This window comes from Thermomicrobium sp. (genome assembly GCF_053493975.1).
Window position 1 is genome coordinate 1 of record NZ_JBRBZA010000056.1, and the last position, 18491, is coordinate 18491.

General features: G+C 64.0%; 16 protein-coding genes. 10 read left to right on the forward strand and 6 right to left on the reverse strand.

Annotation, left to right across the window (positions count from 1 at the left end; translation table 11 throughout):
- Positions 1–264, forward strand: a 264-nt coding sequence (locus ACWIVK_RS09215; RefSeq protein WP_448576357.1) for an enoyl-CoA hydratase-related protein, incomplete at its 5' end; no start/stop codon positions are given.
- A 333-nt stretch (positions 265–597) separates the two neighbouring features.
- On the opposite strand, the gene ACWIVK_RS09220 is transcribed toward ACWIVK_RS09215, so the two are convergent.
- Together ACWIVK_RS09220 and ACWIVK_RS09225 are read right to left on the reverse strand one after the other, a co-directional pair.
- On the reverse strand, positions 598–1584 hold the full coding sequence (locus ACWIVK_RS09220; protein WP_448576358.1) for a CAP domain-containing protein: 987 nt from the start codon (positions 1582–1584) through the stop codon (positions 598–600).
- An 863-nt stretch (positions 1585–2447) separates the two neighbouring features.
- A complete protein-coding gene (locus tag ACWIVK_RS09225; protein WP_448576359.1) occupies positions 2448–3008 on the reverse strand; it encodes an NADPH-dependent FMN reductase in 561 nt (186 codons plus the stop codon).
- A gap of 219 nt (positions 3009–3227) precedes the next feature.
- Here ACWIVK_RS09225 and ACWIVK_RS09230 point away from each other — a divergent pair, with 219 nt between their 5' ends.
- Complete coding sequence (locus tag ACWIVK_RS09230) at positions 3228–3890, forward strand: YczE/YyaS/YitT family protein (protein ID WP_448576360.1); 663 nt, start codon at positions 3228–3230, stop codon at positions 3888–3890.
- Entirely contained in the window at positions 3877–4266 is a 390-nt protein-coding gene (locus ACWIVK_RS09235; RefSeq protein ID WP_448576361.1) for a hypothetical protein, read from the forward strand. The genes ACWIVK_RS09230 and ACWIVK_RS09235 overlap by 14 nt, the downstream gene beginning before the upstream one ends.
- 62 nt (positions 4267–4328) lie before the next feature.
- On the opposite strand, the gene ndk is transcribed toward ACWIVK_RS09235, so the two are convergent.
- Both ndk and ACWIVK_RS09245 read right to left on the reverse strand, forming a co-directional pair.
- Complete coding sequence (ndk, locus tag ACWIVK_RS09240; protein WP_448576362.1) at positions 4329–4778, reverse strand: nucleoside-diphosphate kinase; 450 nt, start codon at positions 4776–4778, stop codon at positions 4329–4331.
- Between the two features lie 74 nt (positions 4779–4852).
- A complete protein-coding gene (locus ACWIVK_RS09245; protein WP_448576363.1) occupies positions 4853–6385 on the reverse strand; it encodes a tetratricopeptide repeat protein in 1533 nt (510 codons plus the stop codon).
- A gap of 128 nt (positions 6386–6513) precedes the next feature.
- On the opposite strand from ACWIVK_RS09245, the gene ACWIVK_RS09250 reads away from it, so the two are divergent.
- Positions 6514–7497 (forward strand): queuosine 5'-phosphate N-glycosylase/hydrolase, encoded by a 984-nt coding sequence (locus ACWIVK_RS09250; protein WP_448576364.1) that lies wholly within the window; start codon positions 6514–6516, stop codon positions 7495–7497.
- Here ACWIVK_RS09250 and solA read toward each other — a convergent pair.
- Positions 7491–8630, reverse strand: a complete 1140-nt coding sequence (solA, locus tag ACWIVK_RS09255; RefSeq protein WP_448576365.1) for an N-methyl-L-tryptophan oxidase — start codon at positions 8628–8630, stop codon at positions 7491–7493. The two genes, ACWIVK_RS09250 and solA, sit on opposite strands and share 7 nt — an antisense overlap.
- 867 nt (positions 8631–9497) lie before the next feature.
- On the opposite strand from solA, the gene ACWIVK_RS09260 reads away from it, so the two are divergent.
- On the forward strand, positions 9498–11735 hold the full coding sequence (locus tag ACWIVK_RS09260) for a heavy metal translocating P-type ATPase (protein ID WP_448576366.1): 2238 nt from the start codon (positions 9498–9500) through the stop codon (positions 11733–11735).
- A 24-nt stretch (positions 11736–11759) separates the two neighbouring features.
- Positions 11760–12971: a glycogen synthase gene (glgA, locus tag ACWIVK_RS09265; protein WP_448576367.1), complete on the forward strand. Its 1212-nt coding sequence runs from the start codon at positions 11760–11762 to the stop codon at positions 12969–12971.
- On the opposite strand, the gene serA is transcribed toward glgA, so the two are convergent.
- The gene (gene serA / locus ACWIVK_RS09270; RefSeq protein WP_448576368.1) at positions 12953–15190 is read right to left on the reverse strand and encodes a phosphoglycerate dehydrogenase; all 2238 of its coding nucleotides are present in this window, start codon (positions 15188–15190) and stop codon (positions 12953–12955) included. The genes glgA and serA overlap by 19 nt on opposite strands.
- Before the next feature lie 544 nt (positions 15191–15734).
- On the opposite strand from serA, the gene ACWIVK_RS09275 reads away from it, so the two are divergent.
- The 4 genes from ACWIVK_RS09275 to nuoD form a co-directional block, all read left to right on the forward strand.
- On the forward strand, positions 15735–16094 hold the full coding sequence (locus ACWIVK_RS09275) for an NADH-quinone oxidoreductase subunit A (RefSeq protein ID WP_448576369.1): 360 nt from the start codon (positions 15735–15737) through the stop codon (positions 16092–16094).
- Positions 16085–16642, forward strand: a complete 558-nt coding sequence (locus ACWIVK_RS09280; RefSeq protein WP_448576370.1) for a NuoB/complex I 20 kDa subunit family protein — start codon at positions 16085–16087, stop codon at positions 16640–16642. The genes ACWIVK_RS09275 and ACWIVK_RS09280 overlap by 10 nt, the downstream gene beginning before the upstream one ends.
- 12 nt (positions 16643–16654) lie before the next feature.
- Positions 16655–17269 carry an NADH-quinone oxidoreductase subunit C gene (locus tag ACWIVK_RS09285; RefSeq protein WP_448576371.1) on the forward strand — a complete coding sequence of 205 codons (615 nt, stop codon included), beginning with the start codon at positions 16655–16657 and terminating at the stop codon, positions 17267–17269.
- Positions 17266–18491, forward strand: a 1226-nt coding sequence (gene nuoD / locus ACWIVK_RS09290) for an NADH dehydrogenase (quinone) subunit D (protein WP_448576373.1), incomplete at its 3' end; no start/stop codon positions are given. The genes ACWIVK_RS09285 and nuoD, both read left to right, overlap by 4 nt.

Consider the following 18491-nt stretch of genomic DNA (forward strand, 5'->3'; position numbering starts at 1 on the left):
CGACTGGGTCTGGTGACCGAGGTGGTTCCGGTCGAGGAACTCGAGGAAGCGACGCAGCGATGGATCCACCGCCTCTCGAGCATGTCAGCCGAGACGTTGCAGGCCACCAAGGCAGTCGTGCAACTGGCGGTTCGCGGTTTCGCGGAAAACGACGCCAGCTATCGCGCGCTCCTCGCGACGGTCTACGAGGGTGTCGCGTTCCGCGAGGGCGTGCGCGCCTTCCTCGAAAAGCGTTCTCCCAACTTTCCACAGAACCGAGCATGACCATTCAGAAGCGGACCGGCTTTGTTGGGGCTGTCCGCGTACGTGACTGCTGGGGGACGCTGGTCGAGGCACGCTCGTCGGCATGGCAGCGATCCGCCAGGCGAGGAAATTTCCCCGTGAGGGTCGAACCGACGGCGTCCGGCCCGTGTGGAAAACCGAACGGTCGTCGCTTCGGACACACACTGTCAGTGAGGAACCATTCGCTGCGCGGCGGTGCCTGTCGAGTAGCCTCGGCTCGATCGGCGTGGTCGTACGTCGCCGCGCGACAGGCGCAATGCGTCGAGTGGAGAAGCGCGACGAGGCGGAGTACGCCGGACACGCTGAGCTGACAGCTCACCGCTGGACGAGGACGACTGTGAAGTAATGCATCCCATGGCGGCTGGTCGCTTCAGCGACCCCGAAGTGCGTGAAGCGCGGATCGAGCAAGATGGCACGATGGGACTGACTAGCGAAGAGCGAGCGAACTGCTTCGGCGACCATCTCGCCCTCAGGGTAGTTGTTGCGCTGCAGGGTCTCACCGGCAAAGCGCCAGTTGACGCGGTAAGCGTCGAGCAGGTCGAAGACGGTACGCCCCTCCGGCGTCGTGTGCGAGAAGTATCCCCGGCGAGCCATGTCGTCACTCCGCTCTTGCGCGATCCGGGTGAGGACCGGGTCGAGCGTCAGCGGAGCCAGCCCACTCGCCTGACGCATGCGGTTGATACGGTCAGCGAGATCGCTCGCTGGGGTGCTTCTTTGGTAGAACGCGTCGCGGCTCTTGCTCGCCCAAAGTTCAGCGCCCAGTCGGCCGAGCAGGATCGCCCAGTCTGTTCCTGCTAGGTCAGGGTGAAACTCGAAACGCGCACGCTCGAAGTACTGGATCAACAGGCCGTTTTCCCAGAAGGGTTCCGTGATGGGGTAACCGAAGAGCCGCAAGCCACCGCGGTTTCGCCAGTAGGATAGAAACTCTGGCGCGATGGTATGTCCCGTTTCCGGGAAGTAGAGGCGGCCAGGAACCGGTAGTACGGGCTGCAGATCACGACCCTCGCGTTCAGCCGTCTCCCGGCCGAGCAGGCCGAGCAGCACTTCGTATTCGGTGCCGGCGTACTCGGGGTGGTACTCGAAGCGTTGCCGCTCGAAGTACTGGACGAGATAGCCATTCTCTTGGAAGGCCGGGCTGATCGGATAGCCGAATGTCGGGATTCCCCCATACCGTTCGTAAAAGCGCTGGAACTCGGGTGCGACGTCGTACCGGGTCGGATCGGAAGCCGCAGCTGGAGACGAACCCAGAGGACTGAGTACAAAGGCGAGTAGAGCCAGAAACACGAAAGCCGATCGCTTCATCGGTGCACCTCTCACGAGTACGGCGGTCCCCTCGTGACCGCCGAGAAAAGCGATCGGCCGCGGAAACCCTTGCCGGGAGGGAGAGTAGGGTGATTGCCTGGTAGCTGATCTCGGTGAGGGAGGGTTCTAGCCAGTTAGACCCGGTACGAGGGGTGGGAGTTTTGGAGGAAGGTCGGCTATGTCGCCTGAGCACCATTTCAGTCCGACTCGTCTCAGAGTACCGTGCACCGATCGCCAATCGGACAGGCAGGAGGCAACGATGGTGCCGGGGAAAACCGCAAGCTGCAGGACGAGTGCGTCGGGTCGCGGCGCATTGCCTCGCGACGAGGTGAAGAGTCGGGACTATCCTTCCAGGCATAGCTCGTCGGCTGTCTTCGGCGACCACTGCTGGTAAGGAGCACAGCTGCGAGTTGGACGAACCGTGAGGAGGCGAAAGCGAGTTAGCTCAGTCTGCCGTTCGTTTGCGTCGATCACCTGGTCGAAGTCGATTATCTCCCGCCGAAGAACACTTCCGGACTGAATGAATTGAGCACTCCGAGATCGAGGAGGATCTGCTCATTAGCCAGCGCTGCGAGACCATGTCAGCGTTTCGGTGTTGATCGGTGCTCGAGTGAAGCCAAAAGGGCGAGGAGTTGACCGCAGGATGCAGCGTTGGCTGGAGAACTAACTATGACAGTGTTCAATATTGAGGTTCAGGCATCCGCTTCACTCCTGTCCAACCTAGATGTCCGGAAGGAACGCGAGGGCGAGCGGTGTTCGGTCGCACACATTGCAATACCGGGAGGCCGAACACCGCAGAGCCACGATGATGACGGAGTGTGACGAGAGCATCGCACCGTGCCGTGGACCGGGAAGCACTGCTCTCATTCGCTGAAGCGAAGTGTCCAAGCGACGAGTGCCTCGAGCAGCTGGCGGATCCGTTCGCGCGTCTCTCGGTCGACCAGACGGCCGTCACGAAAGAGCGTGGCCGCCTCCCGGACGAAGAGATCGGGCTTCGGGAGGACATACGACTCGGTCGATGCGAAGATCTGCCGGAGTGCAAGTTGCGCCCGGATGGTTCCAGAGATGCCCGTGGAGGCGCCCATCAGCGCGACCGGTTTGCGGCGCAAGGGACTCGTCGCCGGTGGACGGGAAGCCCAGTCGATCGCGTTCTTGAGCGGCCCGGGTACGCTCCAGTTGTACTCGGGAGTAGCGATCAAGAGTGCATCGGCACGGGCAATGGCCTGCTTGAAGTGAAGAACCTGATCCGGTGGGCCAGTTCGCTCGAGATCCTCGTCATAGAGCGGGAGCTCGTGCAACTCGTAGAGATCGAGTTCGACACCAGATGGAGCGAGTTCCTGAGCGGCCAGCAAAAGGCCGCGGTTGTAGGACTCGCGCCGCAAGCTTCCGGGAATTCCGAGTATCCGGAGCACGCGTTCGCTCACGAAGCCTCCCTCGCTTTCATCGATCTCGGACCTGTACCGGCCAAAGGACTCAGGCCATCCCTCGCGGACGACAATCGATTGTGCGTCAAGGCAGGCGTTCTCGGCCATGCGTACCGGCTTAGAGTCCGCCGGCGCGCGGCGGCAGGTCAACGTCGGCAGTTGTGTCGATCGTCTCCACGACCAGGAGCGGTGCGGTAGAGTACGGTAGTGGGGGTCACTATGGTTTTGGCTGTAGACCGGACTATGAAGTGGAAAGAGCGGTTCATTCGTTTATCGATGTTGGTCGGGGGGCTGTTCTTGTTCGCGTTGGCGCTCGTTCTCGGGCTCCAGAGCGGCCTCGGTGCCTATTCATGGATGGTTTTTCATGACGGCATCAGTCGCCACGCACCGCTGACCGTCGGACAAGCGAGCATCGTGGTCAGTCTGGTAACCGTGGGAACAGGCTGGGCGCTCGGGGTATCGCCTGGAGTGGGTACGGTCGCCAATCTGGTGCTGATCGGTATCTTTACGGACCTCCTTTTGTGGAGCGGATCGATTCCGCAGGCTCGTGATACGTTCGAAGGGATGATCGAGGTCGCGGCCTCCGTTCTCTTGCTCGGCATCGCGAGCGGTATGTATATCGCCGCTGACTTTGGCGCAGGTCCGCGCGATAGCCTCATGCTCGCACTCGCTCGCCGGACGAGGTGGTCGATCGGGTGGATCCGTTGGGGTATGGAATCAGCTGTGACGGTCATCGGAATCCTCTTGGGGGGATCGTTCGGGATAGGGACGATCATGGTTGCGTTGACGGTGGGTCCGGCTGTCCGGCTGGGTTTTGCGCTCTTCGGTTTGGACAGTCGCGGCCGTCGTCGTAGGAAGGAGACTGGTGATGAACGCCGCTGATGGCTTTGGCATCGTCCGGCAGCGCCTCCTGCCCATGCTCCGCGCGTTGGTCGAGGAACTGGCCGATCGGACGATTCCCGGGTACCCGATCGTCATCGACGATCCCGAGGAGGGGATCGTGGGGATTACGCTCGCACCAGGGTTCAGTCTTGCCGTCGAGCGCCAGGGCGATCGCCTCCACCTGGTGCGCCAGGTCGTGCAGCACCGCACCCTGGTCCATACCGCTGCGGGGCGCGAGTGGTTCGGCGGTCAGCCTCGCGAGGAACGTGAGGAAATAGGAGCAGACCTGACGGACGTCGCCCTCCGCGACGAACTAGCCCGTCTCCTCGCCGCCTGGCACAAGCACCCGTTGATCATCCGCCAGAGTGACAGCTGAAAAGGGAGAGAGGCAGGAGAACGCTCCCTGCCTCTCTCCGGTTGTTTCACGTGAAACACTCCTCAGCCCATGATCCACCGATCGATCGCTCGCTCGTAGCTCACGAGCTCATCCTCACGGAAAAAGAGGCCGATTTCGTACGCCGCCTTCTCCGGACTGTCCGACCCGTGGATCACGTTCTGCCCGATCGTCAGCGCCAGATCACCACGAATCGTGCCCGGCTCTGCCTGCGCCGGATCGGTCTTGCCCATCGTCCGCCGCGTGATCTCGATCGCACGCGGTCCCTCGACCACCCCGACCACCACCGGTCCCGACGTGATGAATGCCAGCAAGTCCTCATAAAACGGTTTACCCCGATGCTCCGCGTAGTGCCGTTCCGCGAGCTCACGATCCACCCTCATCAACTTCAACCCCACGAAGCGCAAGCCACGCTGCTCCAATCGCCGCAGCACCTCCCCCACCAGTCCCCGCTGGACAGCATCCGGCTTTACGATGATCAACGTCCGCTCCACGCCACTACCCTCCGACAACGAACGCGGGCGATCCTCTCGCCCGCCAGCGCCGCCTCCTTTGTCCACTTTTCAGCCTACTCGCTCCGCAACCGCAGCGCCAACTCGTAGTACCGAGACGCCAACGCCCGATCACCCCGCCGACGATAGATCGCTCCCAACGTCATCGCCGCTTCCCGTGCACCCGGCCCCTCGTCACGGACGACCCGCTCCAAGAACGGAATCAGCGCTGCCATGTCCCGGTGTCCTTCCCGCACCAGTCGCTGGGCGACTCGCACCGCCTCGACAACCGCACCGCTCTCCACCAGCTTCCCCACCTCGTCGATCTCGTCACCAGCCCGCTCGGAACCTCTCTCCACTCTCACTCGTTCTCCATACGCCGCTCGTCCGAACTCCACCACCTCGACCGCCTCAACGACCTCTGCCGCACCCTCGCGCAGTTCCTCGCCCGCCGCCGTAACCGACTCCTCCCCTCCACCCACCGCACCCTCCGCCTGCCTCACCGGCTCCCCACCGACACGCTCTTCTTCATACGAGAACGGCTCGACACCGCTGGCTGCCAACTCCTCCAGAAGCCCAGTCCAGCCAGCCTCGAGTTCCTCGCGTGGTCGCGCCGCTTCGATCGCCTCCTCGCCCACTAACGTCCACCCCTGGCTGATCCACTCCGCTCCACCGCTCTCGCCTGTATCCAGCCCGCTCACCACGGCGATTTCATCGGTTTCTCCTGTCCCCTCCACCCCCGTCACGACCCCCGCCCCAGGCCGCGCCTGCTCGAGCTCCTCGTCAGTCGGCAGCTCCCACAACAGTTCGTGTTCCCCAGACGCTTCAGTGAAAACCGGCTCCTCGACGAAGACGGGCTCTGCCGCCCTCAGCCACTCCACTCCTGCGCGCTCCTCCGGGCCACAGTACCGCTCGATCCCCTCCCCGAGCGGATCCAGCGCCAACAAGCGCTCCCGATGCGCCCTCGCCGACTCTTCGTCTCCCCGACTCCTCGCTACCAGCGCGGCCACCACCAATACCCCAAGCGTCTCACCGCGCTCACCGAGCACGCTCTCCGCTCCGCGGATGGCCTCCTCTTCCTCCCCAGAACGCCACAAACAGCGAATCAACCGCTGCCGCACGTCCACTCGCTCGGCCGCCCCCATCAGCAGCGCACGACACTCATCGACAGCCCGCGTCCACCACCCCTGCCGCTCGTACCAGGCGGACAGCGCAGCCCGTGTCGGCCAGAGTCGGCCGTCTCGTCTCTCCTCGCTCGCCCACTCGCCGATTCGCTCCGCCAATTCCCGCCGCCACGGCGCGCATTCCCAGGCGACTTGCAACGAGCGCAGAGCTCCTTCTCGATCCCCGCTTACCCGGCGCAGCTCAGCCAGCGCCCACCACGCCTCCGCATCCTCGGGGTCTCGCTCGACCACGACCGCCAGCAGTCGCTCGGCTGTCTCCACATCACCTTCCTGGCGGCTCACCTCGCTCCACAGCCGCAACCCCACCAGCGCTTCTGGCACCGCCCGCCGGATCGCCTGGCACAGCTCCTTCGCTTCATCCAAGCGGCCCTCCGCGAGCGCTCGCCTCGCTCGCCCGATCGCTTCCTCCAGCGGGATCGTGCTCATCGCACCCCCGGTTCGTTCGCCGAACGATCTCGTGCCGCGAGTATACTCCAACCGGTTCGGCCGCTCCCTAGCCACTCTCTCCCAATTCGCGGCCATCGACTCAGACGTCACACGAGGAATGCTGTTCCATGGATACTCTCGCTACCACGATTCCCGACCCCCTCGGGATCCGCACGGCTTGTCGTGCCGTCATCCAGCGAGCACACTGGGTAACGCTCGATTTCTCCGCACTCCCGACTCTCGCTGACCGTCTGCCTCACCCATTGCCGGATCTCCCGACCTGGGATCACCCGTTGCACTGGCGCGGTACTCCCGAGCAAACAGCCAACTACGTGCTCCTGCTCGACGCCCTCAATTTCTGTTTCTGGGGTGAACCGCGCTGGCGAGTCGAGTACGGCGGGCGGATCTACGATGGCTATTGGGCACTCGCCGCCAGCTTGCGGCGAGCCCTCGACCGAGGGCTTCCTCTGTGGGATCCCTCCTTTCTGTCACGGCTCACCGACGCGGAGATCACCGCCCTCTTCGCGGGCGAGGGAACGCTTCCGCTCTTGGAATGGCGCATTCAGCACATCCGCGAGGTCGCCACCAGACTCATCGAGCACTGTCGCGGCTCCTTCGCCACGCTCATCGCTGCTGCCCGTGGCAGCAGCATCGAACTCGTCCGTCACGTCGTCCGGACCTTCCCGTCCTTCGACGACGTCGCCACGTACGATGGACAGCGCGTTCCCTTCTACAAGCGCGCCCAACTCCTCTGTACCGACCTGGCCGGAGCCTTCCAGGGCACCGGACTCGGCTGCTTCCACGATCTCGATCTCCTCACCGCCTTCGCCGATTACAAGCTCCCCCAGGTCCTCCGTGCCTTCGGCGTCCTCCGCTATCATCCCGAGCTCGCTGCCCGAATCGACGCTCGCCGCGAAATCCCGGCTGGCTCACCCGAGGAAGTCGAAATCCGCGCTGCCACCGTCCTCGCTGTCGATGCGCTCACTCTCTCCCTCCGCTCCCGCGGTCTTCCCGCTGCCCCCTGGCGCGTCGACTGGGCCCTGTGGCAACTCGGTCAAAGTCTCCCGCCCGACGCTCCTCCGTATCACCGGACACGGTCTCGTTTCTATTGAGTCTTCACCCATCGCCGGGCGCTCAAAAAGCCGATCGGTAACGAGCTCCTGCCCTCCAGTGCCAGATCAGCCAGTGCCTCACCCATCACCGACGCGAACTTGAACCCGTGTCCGGAAAAACCAGCAGCGAAGACGACCTGTGGCCACTCCGGATGCCGGTCGATCACGAAATGACTGTCTGGGGTCATCGTATACAGACAGGTCACCGCCATCAGAACCTCGCGAGCAGCGCCGGGAAGATACCGGTCGATGACTCCAGTCATCCACTGTACTTCCTCGTCAGTCACCGCTCGCCGCACCGCTTCCGGCGTGCAGGTCTCTCCATCGTCGTGGCGACCGAACTTCACACCCTGATCAGGCAAGAAGGGGAAACCGTAATACTCTCCTTCTGGAACGTCCATGATGAAAATCGGCAGCACCTCTGGTCGGAACCGAGTCGGATCGTCAGGCTGGACGTGGATGACGAGCACGCGCCGGACCTCCAGCGGCAATCCCAAATCAGCGAGCAATCTCGCTGACCACGGTCCAGCGGTTACCACCACGCGATCGGCGTGCAGTCGACCGCTCTCGGTCTCGACCGTCGTCCCTTCCCCGTCCGGCGCCACTCCGAGCACACGCACACCGAAGCGCAGCTGGGCCCCATGCCGCACCGCATCCTCACAGAACGCTCGCCAACACTCCTCCGCGAACAGAATCCCCGCTCGCCCTTCGACGAGCGCGACGAAGTCGTCCGGCAGCGCAAGGACGGGAAAGCGTTTTCGGGCTGCCGACGCGTCGAGCAGCTCGTGAGCCAGACCGTGCCGCTGCGCGGACTCGCGCGCTCCGACGATGAACGGACTATCCGGTCGCCCGATACTCACTCCACCGGTCACCCGCAGGAGCCTCCGCCCAGTTCGCTCGCCGAGCTCGTCCCACAGCTGATACGCGCGCTGGACCAGTGGCACGTACTCCGGCGACTCGAAGTAGGCTTCGCGGATGATCCGCGTCTTCCCGTGCGACGAGCCGAGCGCGTGGAAGGGCGCATACTGTTCCAGTCCCACCACGCGCACGCCTCGCCGCGCGAGCGCCGAGGCCGTTGCCGAGCCCATGATGCCGAGACCGATCACGATGACTGTCGCTCGCTCTTCCCGCATCGCTTCCATTCCTCCACGCTCCGATCGCCCACCACACGCATTCTCGCACGTGTACTCGGTGTGTTCCCCGCTTTCCGGGATATCAGCACCAGAAAGAAACCGTCATAGTCGTCGGGCCGAGGATAGCGTGGAAAAGTGCTGAATCGCCATTGGTGGCGCCGAAAAGCCAAACACGTCACTGTGGAAAGAAGCGGACGAGCGACAGCCGACTGTGGGCGAGACCTGAGCGTGAGCGGCACAGCACGCGTGTTCTCCACCGCGAGACCACAGGCTGCGGGTGACTCACCCACACCAGACGGCTCCGGATGTGGAAACACGGCCGGAGTTATCCACAGAGCCGGCCGATCTTCTCCACAGGAACTGGCTGTCCGATCGCGGTACCGTGCCTGCTCGGCACATCGAGACGTCGAGACGCAGGACCGGCTCCGTGGCGATCCCGGCTCCGCGGTCGACTGTGACCGGTCACCACGCCCCGCTGCGTCCGGTTCGCCACCGGCTACCTCATACCGGGCATGCCGCTGTGTCGTCGCCGGGACGAGACGAGAGCCAGCCTGAGGGTATTCCGGCTCCAGCCCGACGAGTTCGGTTGCTGCCCCCGCCGGTTCGGTCGACATCCTCGCCCGTGCGAACCGGAAGGACGCCGACCCGACGCCAACGGAAGCTAACGACCGGTGCTGGCTTCCCTGCTCTCGGATTCGTCTAGACAGACGCTGACCAACCGTGACTCGTGGCGAACGGTTGCGGGCGCCAGCATCACGCAGTACACTGTGGATCATGAAAATAGGACTCATTCTCAATTTCGAAGGGAAAGTCGGTGCAATGAACCCTATCCAGCCGTCGAAAAGCTGCGTCAGGATGCTCCGCGACTTGGCTGACGATGACGCGATCGCTCGTGCGGCCTACGATCCGGCTCGTGGCGAACTCGTTGTCCACTGCTGGTCGTCGAGCGATCCGGCGAGAGTGGAAACGAAGGTTCAGCATGTGGCCGAGCTCCTCGCTGAGCACCGTGCTGCCGCTGCGTCTACTTGTCCTGACTGCGGTAACGGTGTCGTCATCGTTCGGAACGCGCCGGAGACGGACGCGCCGCTCACGACGCTCACCGTACCGGTTCCGTCTCCGGAAGGCAGCGCGCGCCGGCAGCCGACGCGTGTCGATCGCGAAGAACGGCTGCTCTGGTGGCAGCAGCACGGTTTGCTCCTGAGTACCGCTGCGACCGGTATCCTACTCGTCTCTGCCTGGTCCGCTGACCGGGCGGGACTTCCGAGCTGGCTCTCTCTCGTCCTCTATCTCCTCGCCTATACAGCCGGTGGCGCCTACGCGACCTATCGCGCTCTCCGTGCACTCGCTCAGGCGACGATCGACATCGATCTCCTCATGATCTTGGCCGCGGCGGGTGCGGCGATCCTCGATGCCTGGCCGGAGGGCGGCATCTTGCTCTTTCTCTTTTCGCTCGGCAATGCACTGGAACACTACGCGCTCGGTCGGACGCACCGCGCCGTCCGCGCCTTGATGGAGCTGCGCCCGGAAACGGCACTCGTCGTCCGGGGCGGGGCGGAATATCTCGTTCCCGTCGAAGACCTGGTTCCGGGAGACGAGGTGATCGTGCGGCCAGCGGAACGCATTCCGGTCGATGGAACCGTCCTCAGTGGTGACTCGAGTGTCGATCAGTCCGCGATCACCGGCGAGTCGTTGCCTGTCCACAAGCGTCCGGGCGATCCAGTTTTCAGTGGCACCTTGAACATGACTGGTCTCCTCCGCATCCGCGTCGAGCGTGCCGTGCACGAGAGCACGCTGGCTCGCATCATCGCGATCGTCGAGCAGGCGCGCGAACAGAAGTCGCGAGCGCAACGCTTCGCCGAGGCGTTTCAAGGTAAGTATGCTCTCGGCGTCATCGTCGTCTCCGCTCTCGCGTTCGCCGTTCCGGTCGCCCTCGGTGCGCCGAGTGAAACGAGCTTCTATCGGGCGATGACCTTGCTGGTTGCCGCATCACCTTGTGCGTTGGTCATCTCGACGCCGGCCTCGATTCTCTCGGCACTCGCCAATGCTGCTCGCAACGGCGTGCTTTTCAAAGGGTCGTTGCAACTCGAGACCATCGGCACGGTCGACGCGGTCGTCTTCGACAAGACCGGCACGCTGACGGTCGGCAAGCCGCGCTTGACCGAACTGGTTCCTGCCGAGGGCGAGGGGATCGATGTGCAGGAGGTTCTCCGCTACGTCGCGCCAGTCGAGTATCGATCCGAGCATCCGCTCGGGCTGGCGATCGTCGCGCATGCTGATGCCCTCGGTGCCTTCGATCACACGCTGGTCGATCGAGTGGAATCGCTCACGGCTCTGGTCGGCCGCGGTGTGCGCGCCGAGGTGGCGGGTCGCACGGTTCTCGTCGGGAACGAGCTCTTGCTCCGCGAACACGGAATCGCGGTTCCGCCCGACCTCCAAGCGGTCGCGACTGAACTCCGGGAACGTGGCCGCACTGCGGTCTATGCGGCGCTCGACGGGCGGGTCGTCGCGGTGTTCGGTATCGCCGATGTCGTCCGCCCGGTCGCGCGGCAGGTGATCGCCCAGTTGCGGGCGCTCGGCATCCGTCGTCTCGTGATGCTGACCGGTGACAACGAACGTGCGGCCCGCGCGATCGCCCGCGACGTCGGGCTGGAGGAATGGCGTGCCGGACTTCTGCCGGAAGACAAGGTCGCTGTCGTGCGTGAACTCCAAGCCGCTGGACTGCGCGTCGCGATGGTCGGGGACGGGGTCAACGATGCGCCGGCTCTCGCCGCGGCCGATGTCGGCATCGCCATGGGTGCAGCTGGTACCGACGTCGCTTTGGAAACCGCCGATGTCGTGTTGATGAGCGACGATCTCACCAAGCTTCCCTATGCCATCCAGCTCTCGCGGGCTGCCCGGCGCGTCATCGTGCAGAATCTCGCGATCGCGCTCGGGGTGATCCTCCTACTGGTGACCAGCATTTTGGTCCACGGCGTACCGCTTCCGCTGGCGGTCGTCGGGCACGAGGGAAGCACGATCGTCGTCGTGCTCAACGGATTGCGACTCCTTGCCTTCCGTCCCCGCTCGATCGAGTCGCTGCCTGCGGCAGTGCCGACTCGCCCGTGATACGATCCCCCGAGGGGAATGGCGATGCGCATGCTGAGCAAAGTGCTGGTCCTGACGAACGAGTACCCACCACATGTCTACGGAGGGGCGGGAGTTCACGTCGAGTACCTCACGCGCGAGCTCGCCCGTCACATCGCCGTCGAGGTGCGGTGCTTCGGAGATCAGCTGATCGACCTGCCGAACCTCCGCGTTCGGGGTTATCGCGGCTGGGAGCAGATCCGCTCTGCCGGCGACCGGCGCCACTGGCCGGCACTCGATGCGCTGTCGCGCGATCTATTGATGGTACGGGATCCGATCGACGCCGATGTCATCCATGCCCACACCTGGTACACCGATCTGGCTGCACTCTGGGGACGGCTCCTTTGGGAGCGTCCCTTTGTCTTGACCATTCATTCCCTCGAACCGTTGCGCCCCTGGAAAATGGAGCAACTCGGTACTGCGTACCACCTCAGCTCTTGGATGGAGCGGGTCGCCATCGAATCGGCTGACGCCGTGATCGCGGTCTCCGGTGCCACCCGTGAGGACGTCCTGCGACTCTACCGAGTCGCACCGGAGCGCGTCCATGTCATCCACAACGGGATCGACACGGCTCTCTATCGTCGAACCAGCGAGACCGCCGCGCTCGAGCGCATCGGTGTCGACCTCGCACGCCCATTCGTGCTGTTCGTTGGCCGGATCACGCGCCAGAAGGGGATCGCCTACCTGCTCGCGGCAGTTCCGCACCTTCCACCGGACGTCCAGATCGTCCTGCTCGCGGGCCAACCCGATACACCCGAACTCGCTCATCTCGTGGAGTCGCGGGTCGCTGCATTCCGGGAACGACGTGGCGGAATCTTCTGGGTACCGGAAATGCTGCCGCGTCAGGAGGTGATCCAGTTCTACTCGCACGCGACGGTCTTTTGTTGCCCGTCGATCTACGAGCCCTTCGGCCTGATCAATCTGGAAGCCATGGCCTGCGAGTGTCCGGTCGTGGCCTCGGATGTCGGCGGGATACCCGAGGTGGTCGTCGATGGCGAGACCGGCCTGCTCGTCCACGTGGAGATCGACCCGGAACGCGGTGAACCGGTCGATCCTGACGGATACGCCCAGGATCTGGCACGCGCGATCCGGCGCATCATCGAGGATCCCGCACTCCGGGCACGGCTCGGCCGCAACGGCCGCCAGCGTGTCGAGCGACTGTTCAGCTGGTCAGCCGTTGCCGAGCGGACACTGGCACTTTACCGAAGTCTGGTGTGAGCGACCGCCGATGAAGGAGCGCTCCCGGCGACCATCGGGTGTCCCTCTGGCTCGGGAAGCGAGACCACGTAGGCGGTCCACACATCCGGGATCTGGAGGATCTCGTTCAGGGCCGCTTCCGGGATCGGATCGTCCACGTTGAGGACCATGATCGCTTCGCCGCCCCGCACCCGCCGGCCGACCTGCATGCCGGCGATGTTCACCTCGTAGCGCCCGAGGATCGTCCCGATTCGGCCGATGATGCCCGGTCGGTCGCGGTGATGGGTGATCAGCATATGACCGGCTAGGGGGCGCTCCAGCGAGAAACGGTCGACTTCCATGATGCCGGCCTCGCGATGATCCCAGCGTACCATGACGTGGTGCGGCGGATCCCCGTCGACTTCGAAATTGAATTCCGGCACGGTCGAGGCACCGGTATCGAAGCGGACATCGACGAAGAGGTGCAGTTCTTGCGCGACGAACCGGGCATTGACCGGCGTGACCCGGCGGACTGTCCAGCGCCGCAACGCCGCGGCGAGCGCGACCGCGGTCACGTGCTCGGCGATGTCCGAAGCGACTTGACCGTGGACGGTTACCTGGAAGGTCGTCGGACGAGCCGGCTGCAGGACCGCGATGAGATGGCCGGCAGCTTCTGCCACCTGCGTCAGGCGGCGCAGTTCCGGTGCATGGAGGGACGCAGCTGGCAAGTTCACCGCGTTGGGCACGATCTCACCGCGCAGCGCAGCCAACGTCGTGGTGGCGATGATCTCTCCGACCGCTTCCAGGGCCTCCCTGCTCGATCCACCGATATGCGGAGTGAGGACGACATTGGGGAGGCCGAAGAGGGGACTCTGGTAGGCCGGCTCCTCGGGGAAGACATCGACTCCAGCGGCTGCCAGGTGGCCGCTCTTCAGCGCCTCGGCCAATGCCTGGACATCGACCACCTCCCCGCGCGCGCAGTTGATCACGATGGCTCCCCGCTTCATGCGCGCGATCGCCTGGGCATCGAGCATGTGGCGCGTTTCCGGTGTTGCCGGAACATGAAACGTCACGATGTCGCTGTTTTCCAGAAGCGTCTCGTAGTCGACCGGTTCCACACCGAGTTGCGCGAAGCGCTCGCGGGTGATGTACGGGTCATAGCCGAGAAGTCGGCACTCGAATGCCCGCAGTCGCTGCGCCACGACCGAACCGACTCTCCCGAGGCCGACGATACCGATCGTCTTCCCCTTGAGGTCGAAGGGGCGAAAGCGCTTGCGCTCCCATCGTCCAGCGTGCGTGGTCGCGTTGGCGTCGATCAGGTTGCGCGCGATGGCCAGTATGAGGGCGATAGTATGTTCGCCCGCCGAGACAGCGTTGGCACCTGGCGCGTTCAGCACCAGAATGCCAGCCTCGGTAGCCGCCTGAAGATCGATGTTGTCGACTCCAGTGCCTGCTCGGGCCACGACGCGGAGACGCGGGGCGTGGGCGAGGAGTTCGCGCGTCACCTGGGTCTCGCTGCGCACGATCAGGGCATCGGCCTCGCGCAATGCCTCGTAAAGCGCTGATTTGTCGCGCCCATCGACCTCGATCACGTCTGCCTCGCTGGCGAGTCGCTCGCGTGCCCGCTGATCGATGACGTCGCTCACCACGATGCGGCGCCGGCGCGGTTGCGCACCGTCACCACTGCCGGGCAAGGCGATGGGTGCACCGGTGAGCCGCAGGATCGCCTGTACTGCAGCAGAGAGATCGGGAACGCGGACGATGAACGGGGACTCGCCCGGCGGGGCAGGATCCTGCGTCAACAGGAAGCAAGTGATCCCTGCCTCGGCATACCGGGTCGCATGCCGCAGACTGTCCTCGATCGCATGCGTGACACCGAGTTCGCGCGCGATCGCCACTTTATCGTCAGCGAAGACGATCCGGCAGGGTGGGAAACCGTGTCGCTGCAGCCATTCTTCGGTCGTCGGCTGGGATCGCTGAGGCCGAGCCGTGATGATCACCAGCCGCTCGTTTCCCAGCGCCTGCAGCAACTGCTGGAGGAGCTTCGGGGCGTTCGGCGCCGGATCGAGGAGCGTAGCTGGTCCGCCAGGGCCATAGACCCACAGGCGAACTGCCTCTGGAACGTTGCATCCGTGGGAGTCGACGAAGGCGTGATCGGGAAGTTGCATGCCGAGCGCCCGGTTGGCTGCTTGCGCGAGCGGTGCCGGATGCTCGGTCAGGACGCCGTCAAGATCGAGTGCGAGTCGAATCGAGCGATCCATGAGTCCCCTCCGGTTCTCTCATGACAGTCATTGCCGACAGCCAAGTCGTCGTCCCGGACCAGCTTCGACTGGATCCGGGCCGACTGGAACCGGAGAGACTACTGGAGCCGCAACCGCAACCCGAACCGCTACCCATACCCCCCGCCGAGGTGAAGCGCGTGACGATGACTGCGGCGTGCAGGTCGGTGTACTGGTCCATCTCGTTGATCCCTCCTTGCGACTCGGGCTTCGGTGCGGCGAGCTGCCGCTCGACTCAGTCTAGTATACGGCACGAATGACTCGTGTCGAGAGAGGAGTTCCGAGATGCCGAACACACTCGCTGATCGTCACGGCCACGGCGGTCGGAAATGCCGCTCGAGCAGCCGATCGTCGGTCGAATCGTCACCAGGCTCTCCGCATCGTCGGTGAAACGAGCGATGCGCGAGACGCTTCCGCGCCGCCCGAGCACTGGGGGAAGCGTTGTCGGAGGATCGCTGTGGTTTCCGGTGACTCGTGCTATCCTTCACGATCGGGGAAAAGAGGGGGCCGAAAGCGAGGTGCGCCGGTGTCGCTAATCGATTACGCGGTCATCGGACTGCTCGTCATCACTAGCACGGTGATGGGAACGGTTCTCATCCTGTTGGGTCACTTCGTCCGCCCGCGCAAGCCGAATCCGGCCAAGCTCCAGCCCTATGAATCCGGTGTTCCCGACGTTTCCCCGCCGCGCGGCCGCTTCACGCCGCGCTTCTACCTCGTTGCTCTCCTGTTCGTCGTCTTCGACGTCGAGGCCATCTTCCTCTATCCGTGGGCAGTCGCCTTCGACGCGCTCGCACTCTACGGTTACGTCCAAGCCGCGCTCTTCGTGGGGATCCTGCTGCTCGGGCTCCTCTACGAATGGCGGAAAGGAGCTCTAGAATGGGTATGAGTGCTGCGCAGAGCCATCCCAATATCATCACCACCACGGCCGATTGGCTTTTCAGCTGGGCGCGTCGCTCCAGCTTGTGGTGGTTGCAATTCGGACTCGCCTGCTGCGCCATCGAGATGATCAGCTCGGCAATGCCCCGCTTCGATCTCGCCGAGCGCTTCGGGATGCTGTATCGAGCATCGCCACGTCAGGCTGACCTGATGATCGTTGCCGGAACGGTGACCAAGAAGATGGCCCCAGTCGTTCGCCAACTCTACGATCAGATGGCGGATCCCAAGTGGGTCATCAGCATGGGCAGCTGTGCGAACGTCGGCGGCCCGTTCGATACCTATGCCGTCGTGCAAGGTGTCGACCAAGTCATTCCGGTCGACATCTATGTACCGGGCTGTCCACCGGTGCCGGAAGCGCTCTATTACGGTGTCCTCGAGCTGCAGAACCGGATCATCCGCTACGAGCGTCTCAAGGAACGCTACGGGCCAGAGGCGGCCGAAGCGTATCGCGAGGAACAACGCCAGGCCGCTCGCTCGGCACTCGGCCCGCGCTCATAGGAGAAGCAGGGTATGGAGGAGCACCGCTGGCAGCCGATGGCGATCGAGCCGCGATCGTGGGAGACGACCGGCTATTGGGGCCCGACCGACCCGGAGCAGCATCCGGCTGTTCGCTTGGTGCGGGAGCGCTTCCCCGACGCCTTCGAAGATGCGACGGTTTTTCGTGACGAGATGACGATCCGCGTCGCCCGGCCGGCGCTGCGCGATGTCGTCGATTTCTTACGCCTGCACCCAGAGCTGCGTTACAACCATCTGACCGACATCACAGCGGTCGACATGCTGTATCTCCGCGAGCGGCCGCGCTTCGACGTTGTCGTGCACCTCTACTCGATCCCACGACGGCAGCGGCTGCGCGTGAAGTGCGGCGTCGACGACGGCGAGATGGTTCCCTCTCTCGTCCCGATCTTCGCTGGGGCGAACTGGTTGGAGCGCGAGTGCTTCGACATGTTCGGTATCGTGTTCGAGGGGCACCCTGATCTGCGGCGCATCCTCTTGCCGGAGGATTGGGACGAGGGGCACCCCCTGCGAAAGGACTATCCGTTGCGGGGGTACCGGGACTACGTGCAGCCCGGCTTCGAGACACCCGCGCCCCGCATCCGCGGAACCTTGCGGAGGCCAGGACCATGATCGACTTCTCGCAGCCGACACCGGTGATCCTCAGCGAGGTGCGCCAGATCACTCCGACGCGGCGCGAACTCGTCCTCAACATGGGGCCGCAGCATCCGAGCACGCATGGTGTGCTCCGCGTACGCCTGACGCTCGAGGGGGAGACGGTCATCGCGTGCGATCCGGTGATCGGTTATCTGCACCGGGGAGTCGAGAAGCTGGGCGAGTCCCATCGGTACGCTCAGTTCGTTCCCTGGACCGACCGGACCGACTACGTTGCCGCACCATCGAACAATCTCGGCTATGTGCTCGCGGTGGAGAAGCTCTGCGGTATCCAGGCGCCCGAGCGAGCGCAGTATTGGCGCATGATCATGGCCGAGCTCACGCGGATCGCTTCTCACCTCGTGTGGCTGGGAACGCACGCGCTGGATATCGGCGCCCTTTCCGTCTCCCTCTACACGTTCCGTGACCGCGAACTCATCTTGGATATCTTCGAGAAGTTCTGTGGAGCTCGGCTGACGACCAACATGATGGAGATCGGGGGCTTCTCGCGTGAGATACCGCCCGATCTCCCGGAAATGGTTCGCGAGTTCTGTCGCTACTTTCCGAAGGCGATCCGGCAATACGAGGATCTCCTGACCGAGAACCCGATCTGGCTCGCGCGGACCAAGGGGGTCGGTGTCATCGAGCCCGAAGTGGCCATCAACTACGGGCTCACCGGCGCCTGCCTGCGTGGCTCGGGGGTCAACTACGATGTCCGCAAGGCGATGCCATACCTGCTGTACGATCGAGTCGAGTTCGAGGTGCCGCTCGGGACGCATGGGGATGTCTACGACCGTTATCTGGTGCGCATCGAGGAGATGCGCCAGGCTCTCCGGATCATCGAGCAGTGTCTCGAGCAGGTGCCGACCGATGGTCCGCTCATGGCCTACGAATCGCCCTACGTCATCCCACCGCACAAGACGGTGATGACGACGGCCGAGGACATGCAGCGGCACTTCATCTGGGTCATCAAGGGGTTCAGTCCCCCCAAGGGCGAGGTCTATCACGCCGTGGAGCACTCGAAGGGTGAACTCGGCTACTACATCGTCAGCGACGGAAGCCCGATTCCGTATCGAGTGCGCATCCGCACGCCCGACTTCGTCAATCTGCAATCGCTCCCGTACATGGCGCAGGGAGCGATGCTGGCGGATATCGTGGCCTTGATCGGGACGATCGATATCGTCCTCGGTTCGGTCGATCG

Coding starts and splice junctions, on each gene's coding strand:
- glgA (WP_448576367.1), top strand. CDS start 11,760: ATGCGCATGCTGAGCAAAGTGCTGGTCCTGACGAACGAGTACCCACCA.
- serA (WP_448576368.1), bottom strand. CDS start 15,190: ATGGATCGCTCGATTCGACTCGCACTCGATCTTGACGGCGTCCTGACC.
- solA (WP_448576365.1), bottom strand. CDS start 8,630: ATGCGGGAAGAGCGAGCGACAGTCATCGTGATCGGTCTCGGCATCATG.
- ACWIVK_RS09285 (WP_448576371.1), top strand. CDS start 16,655: ATGGAGGAGCACCGCTGGCAGCCGATGGCGATCGAGCCGCGATCGTGG.
- ACWIVK_RS09220 (WP_448576358.1), bottom strand. CDS start 1,584: ATGAAGCGATCGGCTTTCGTGTTTCTGGCTCTACTCGCCTTTGTACTC.
- ACWIVK_RS09250 (WP_448576364.1), top strand. CDS start 6,514: ATGGATACTCTCGCTACCACGATTCCCGACCCCCTCGGGATCCGCACG.
- ACWIVK_RS09230 (WP_448576360.1), top strand. CDS start 3,228: ATGGTTTTGGCTGTAGACCGGACTATGAAGTGGAAAGAGCGGTTCATT.
- ACWIVK_RS09280 (WP_448576370.1), top strand. CDS start 16,085: ATGGGTATGAGTGCTGCGCAGAGCCATCCCAATATCATCACCACCACG.
- ACWIVK_RS09235 (WP_448576361.1), top strand. CDS start 3,877: ATGAACGCCGCTGATGGCTTTGGCATCGTCCGGCAGCGCCTCCTGCCC.
- ACWIVK_RS09245 (WP_448576363.1), bottom strand. CDS start 6,385: ATGAGCACGATCCCGCTGGAGGAAGCGATCGGGCGAGCGAGGCGAGCG.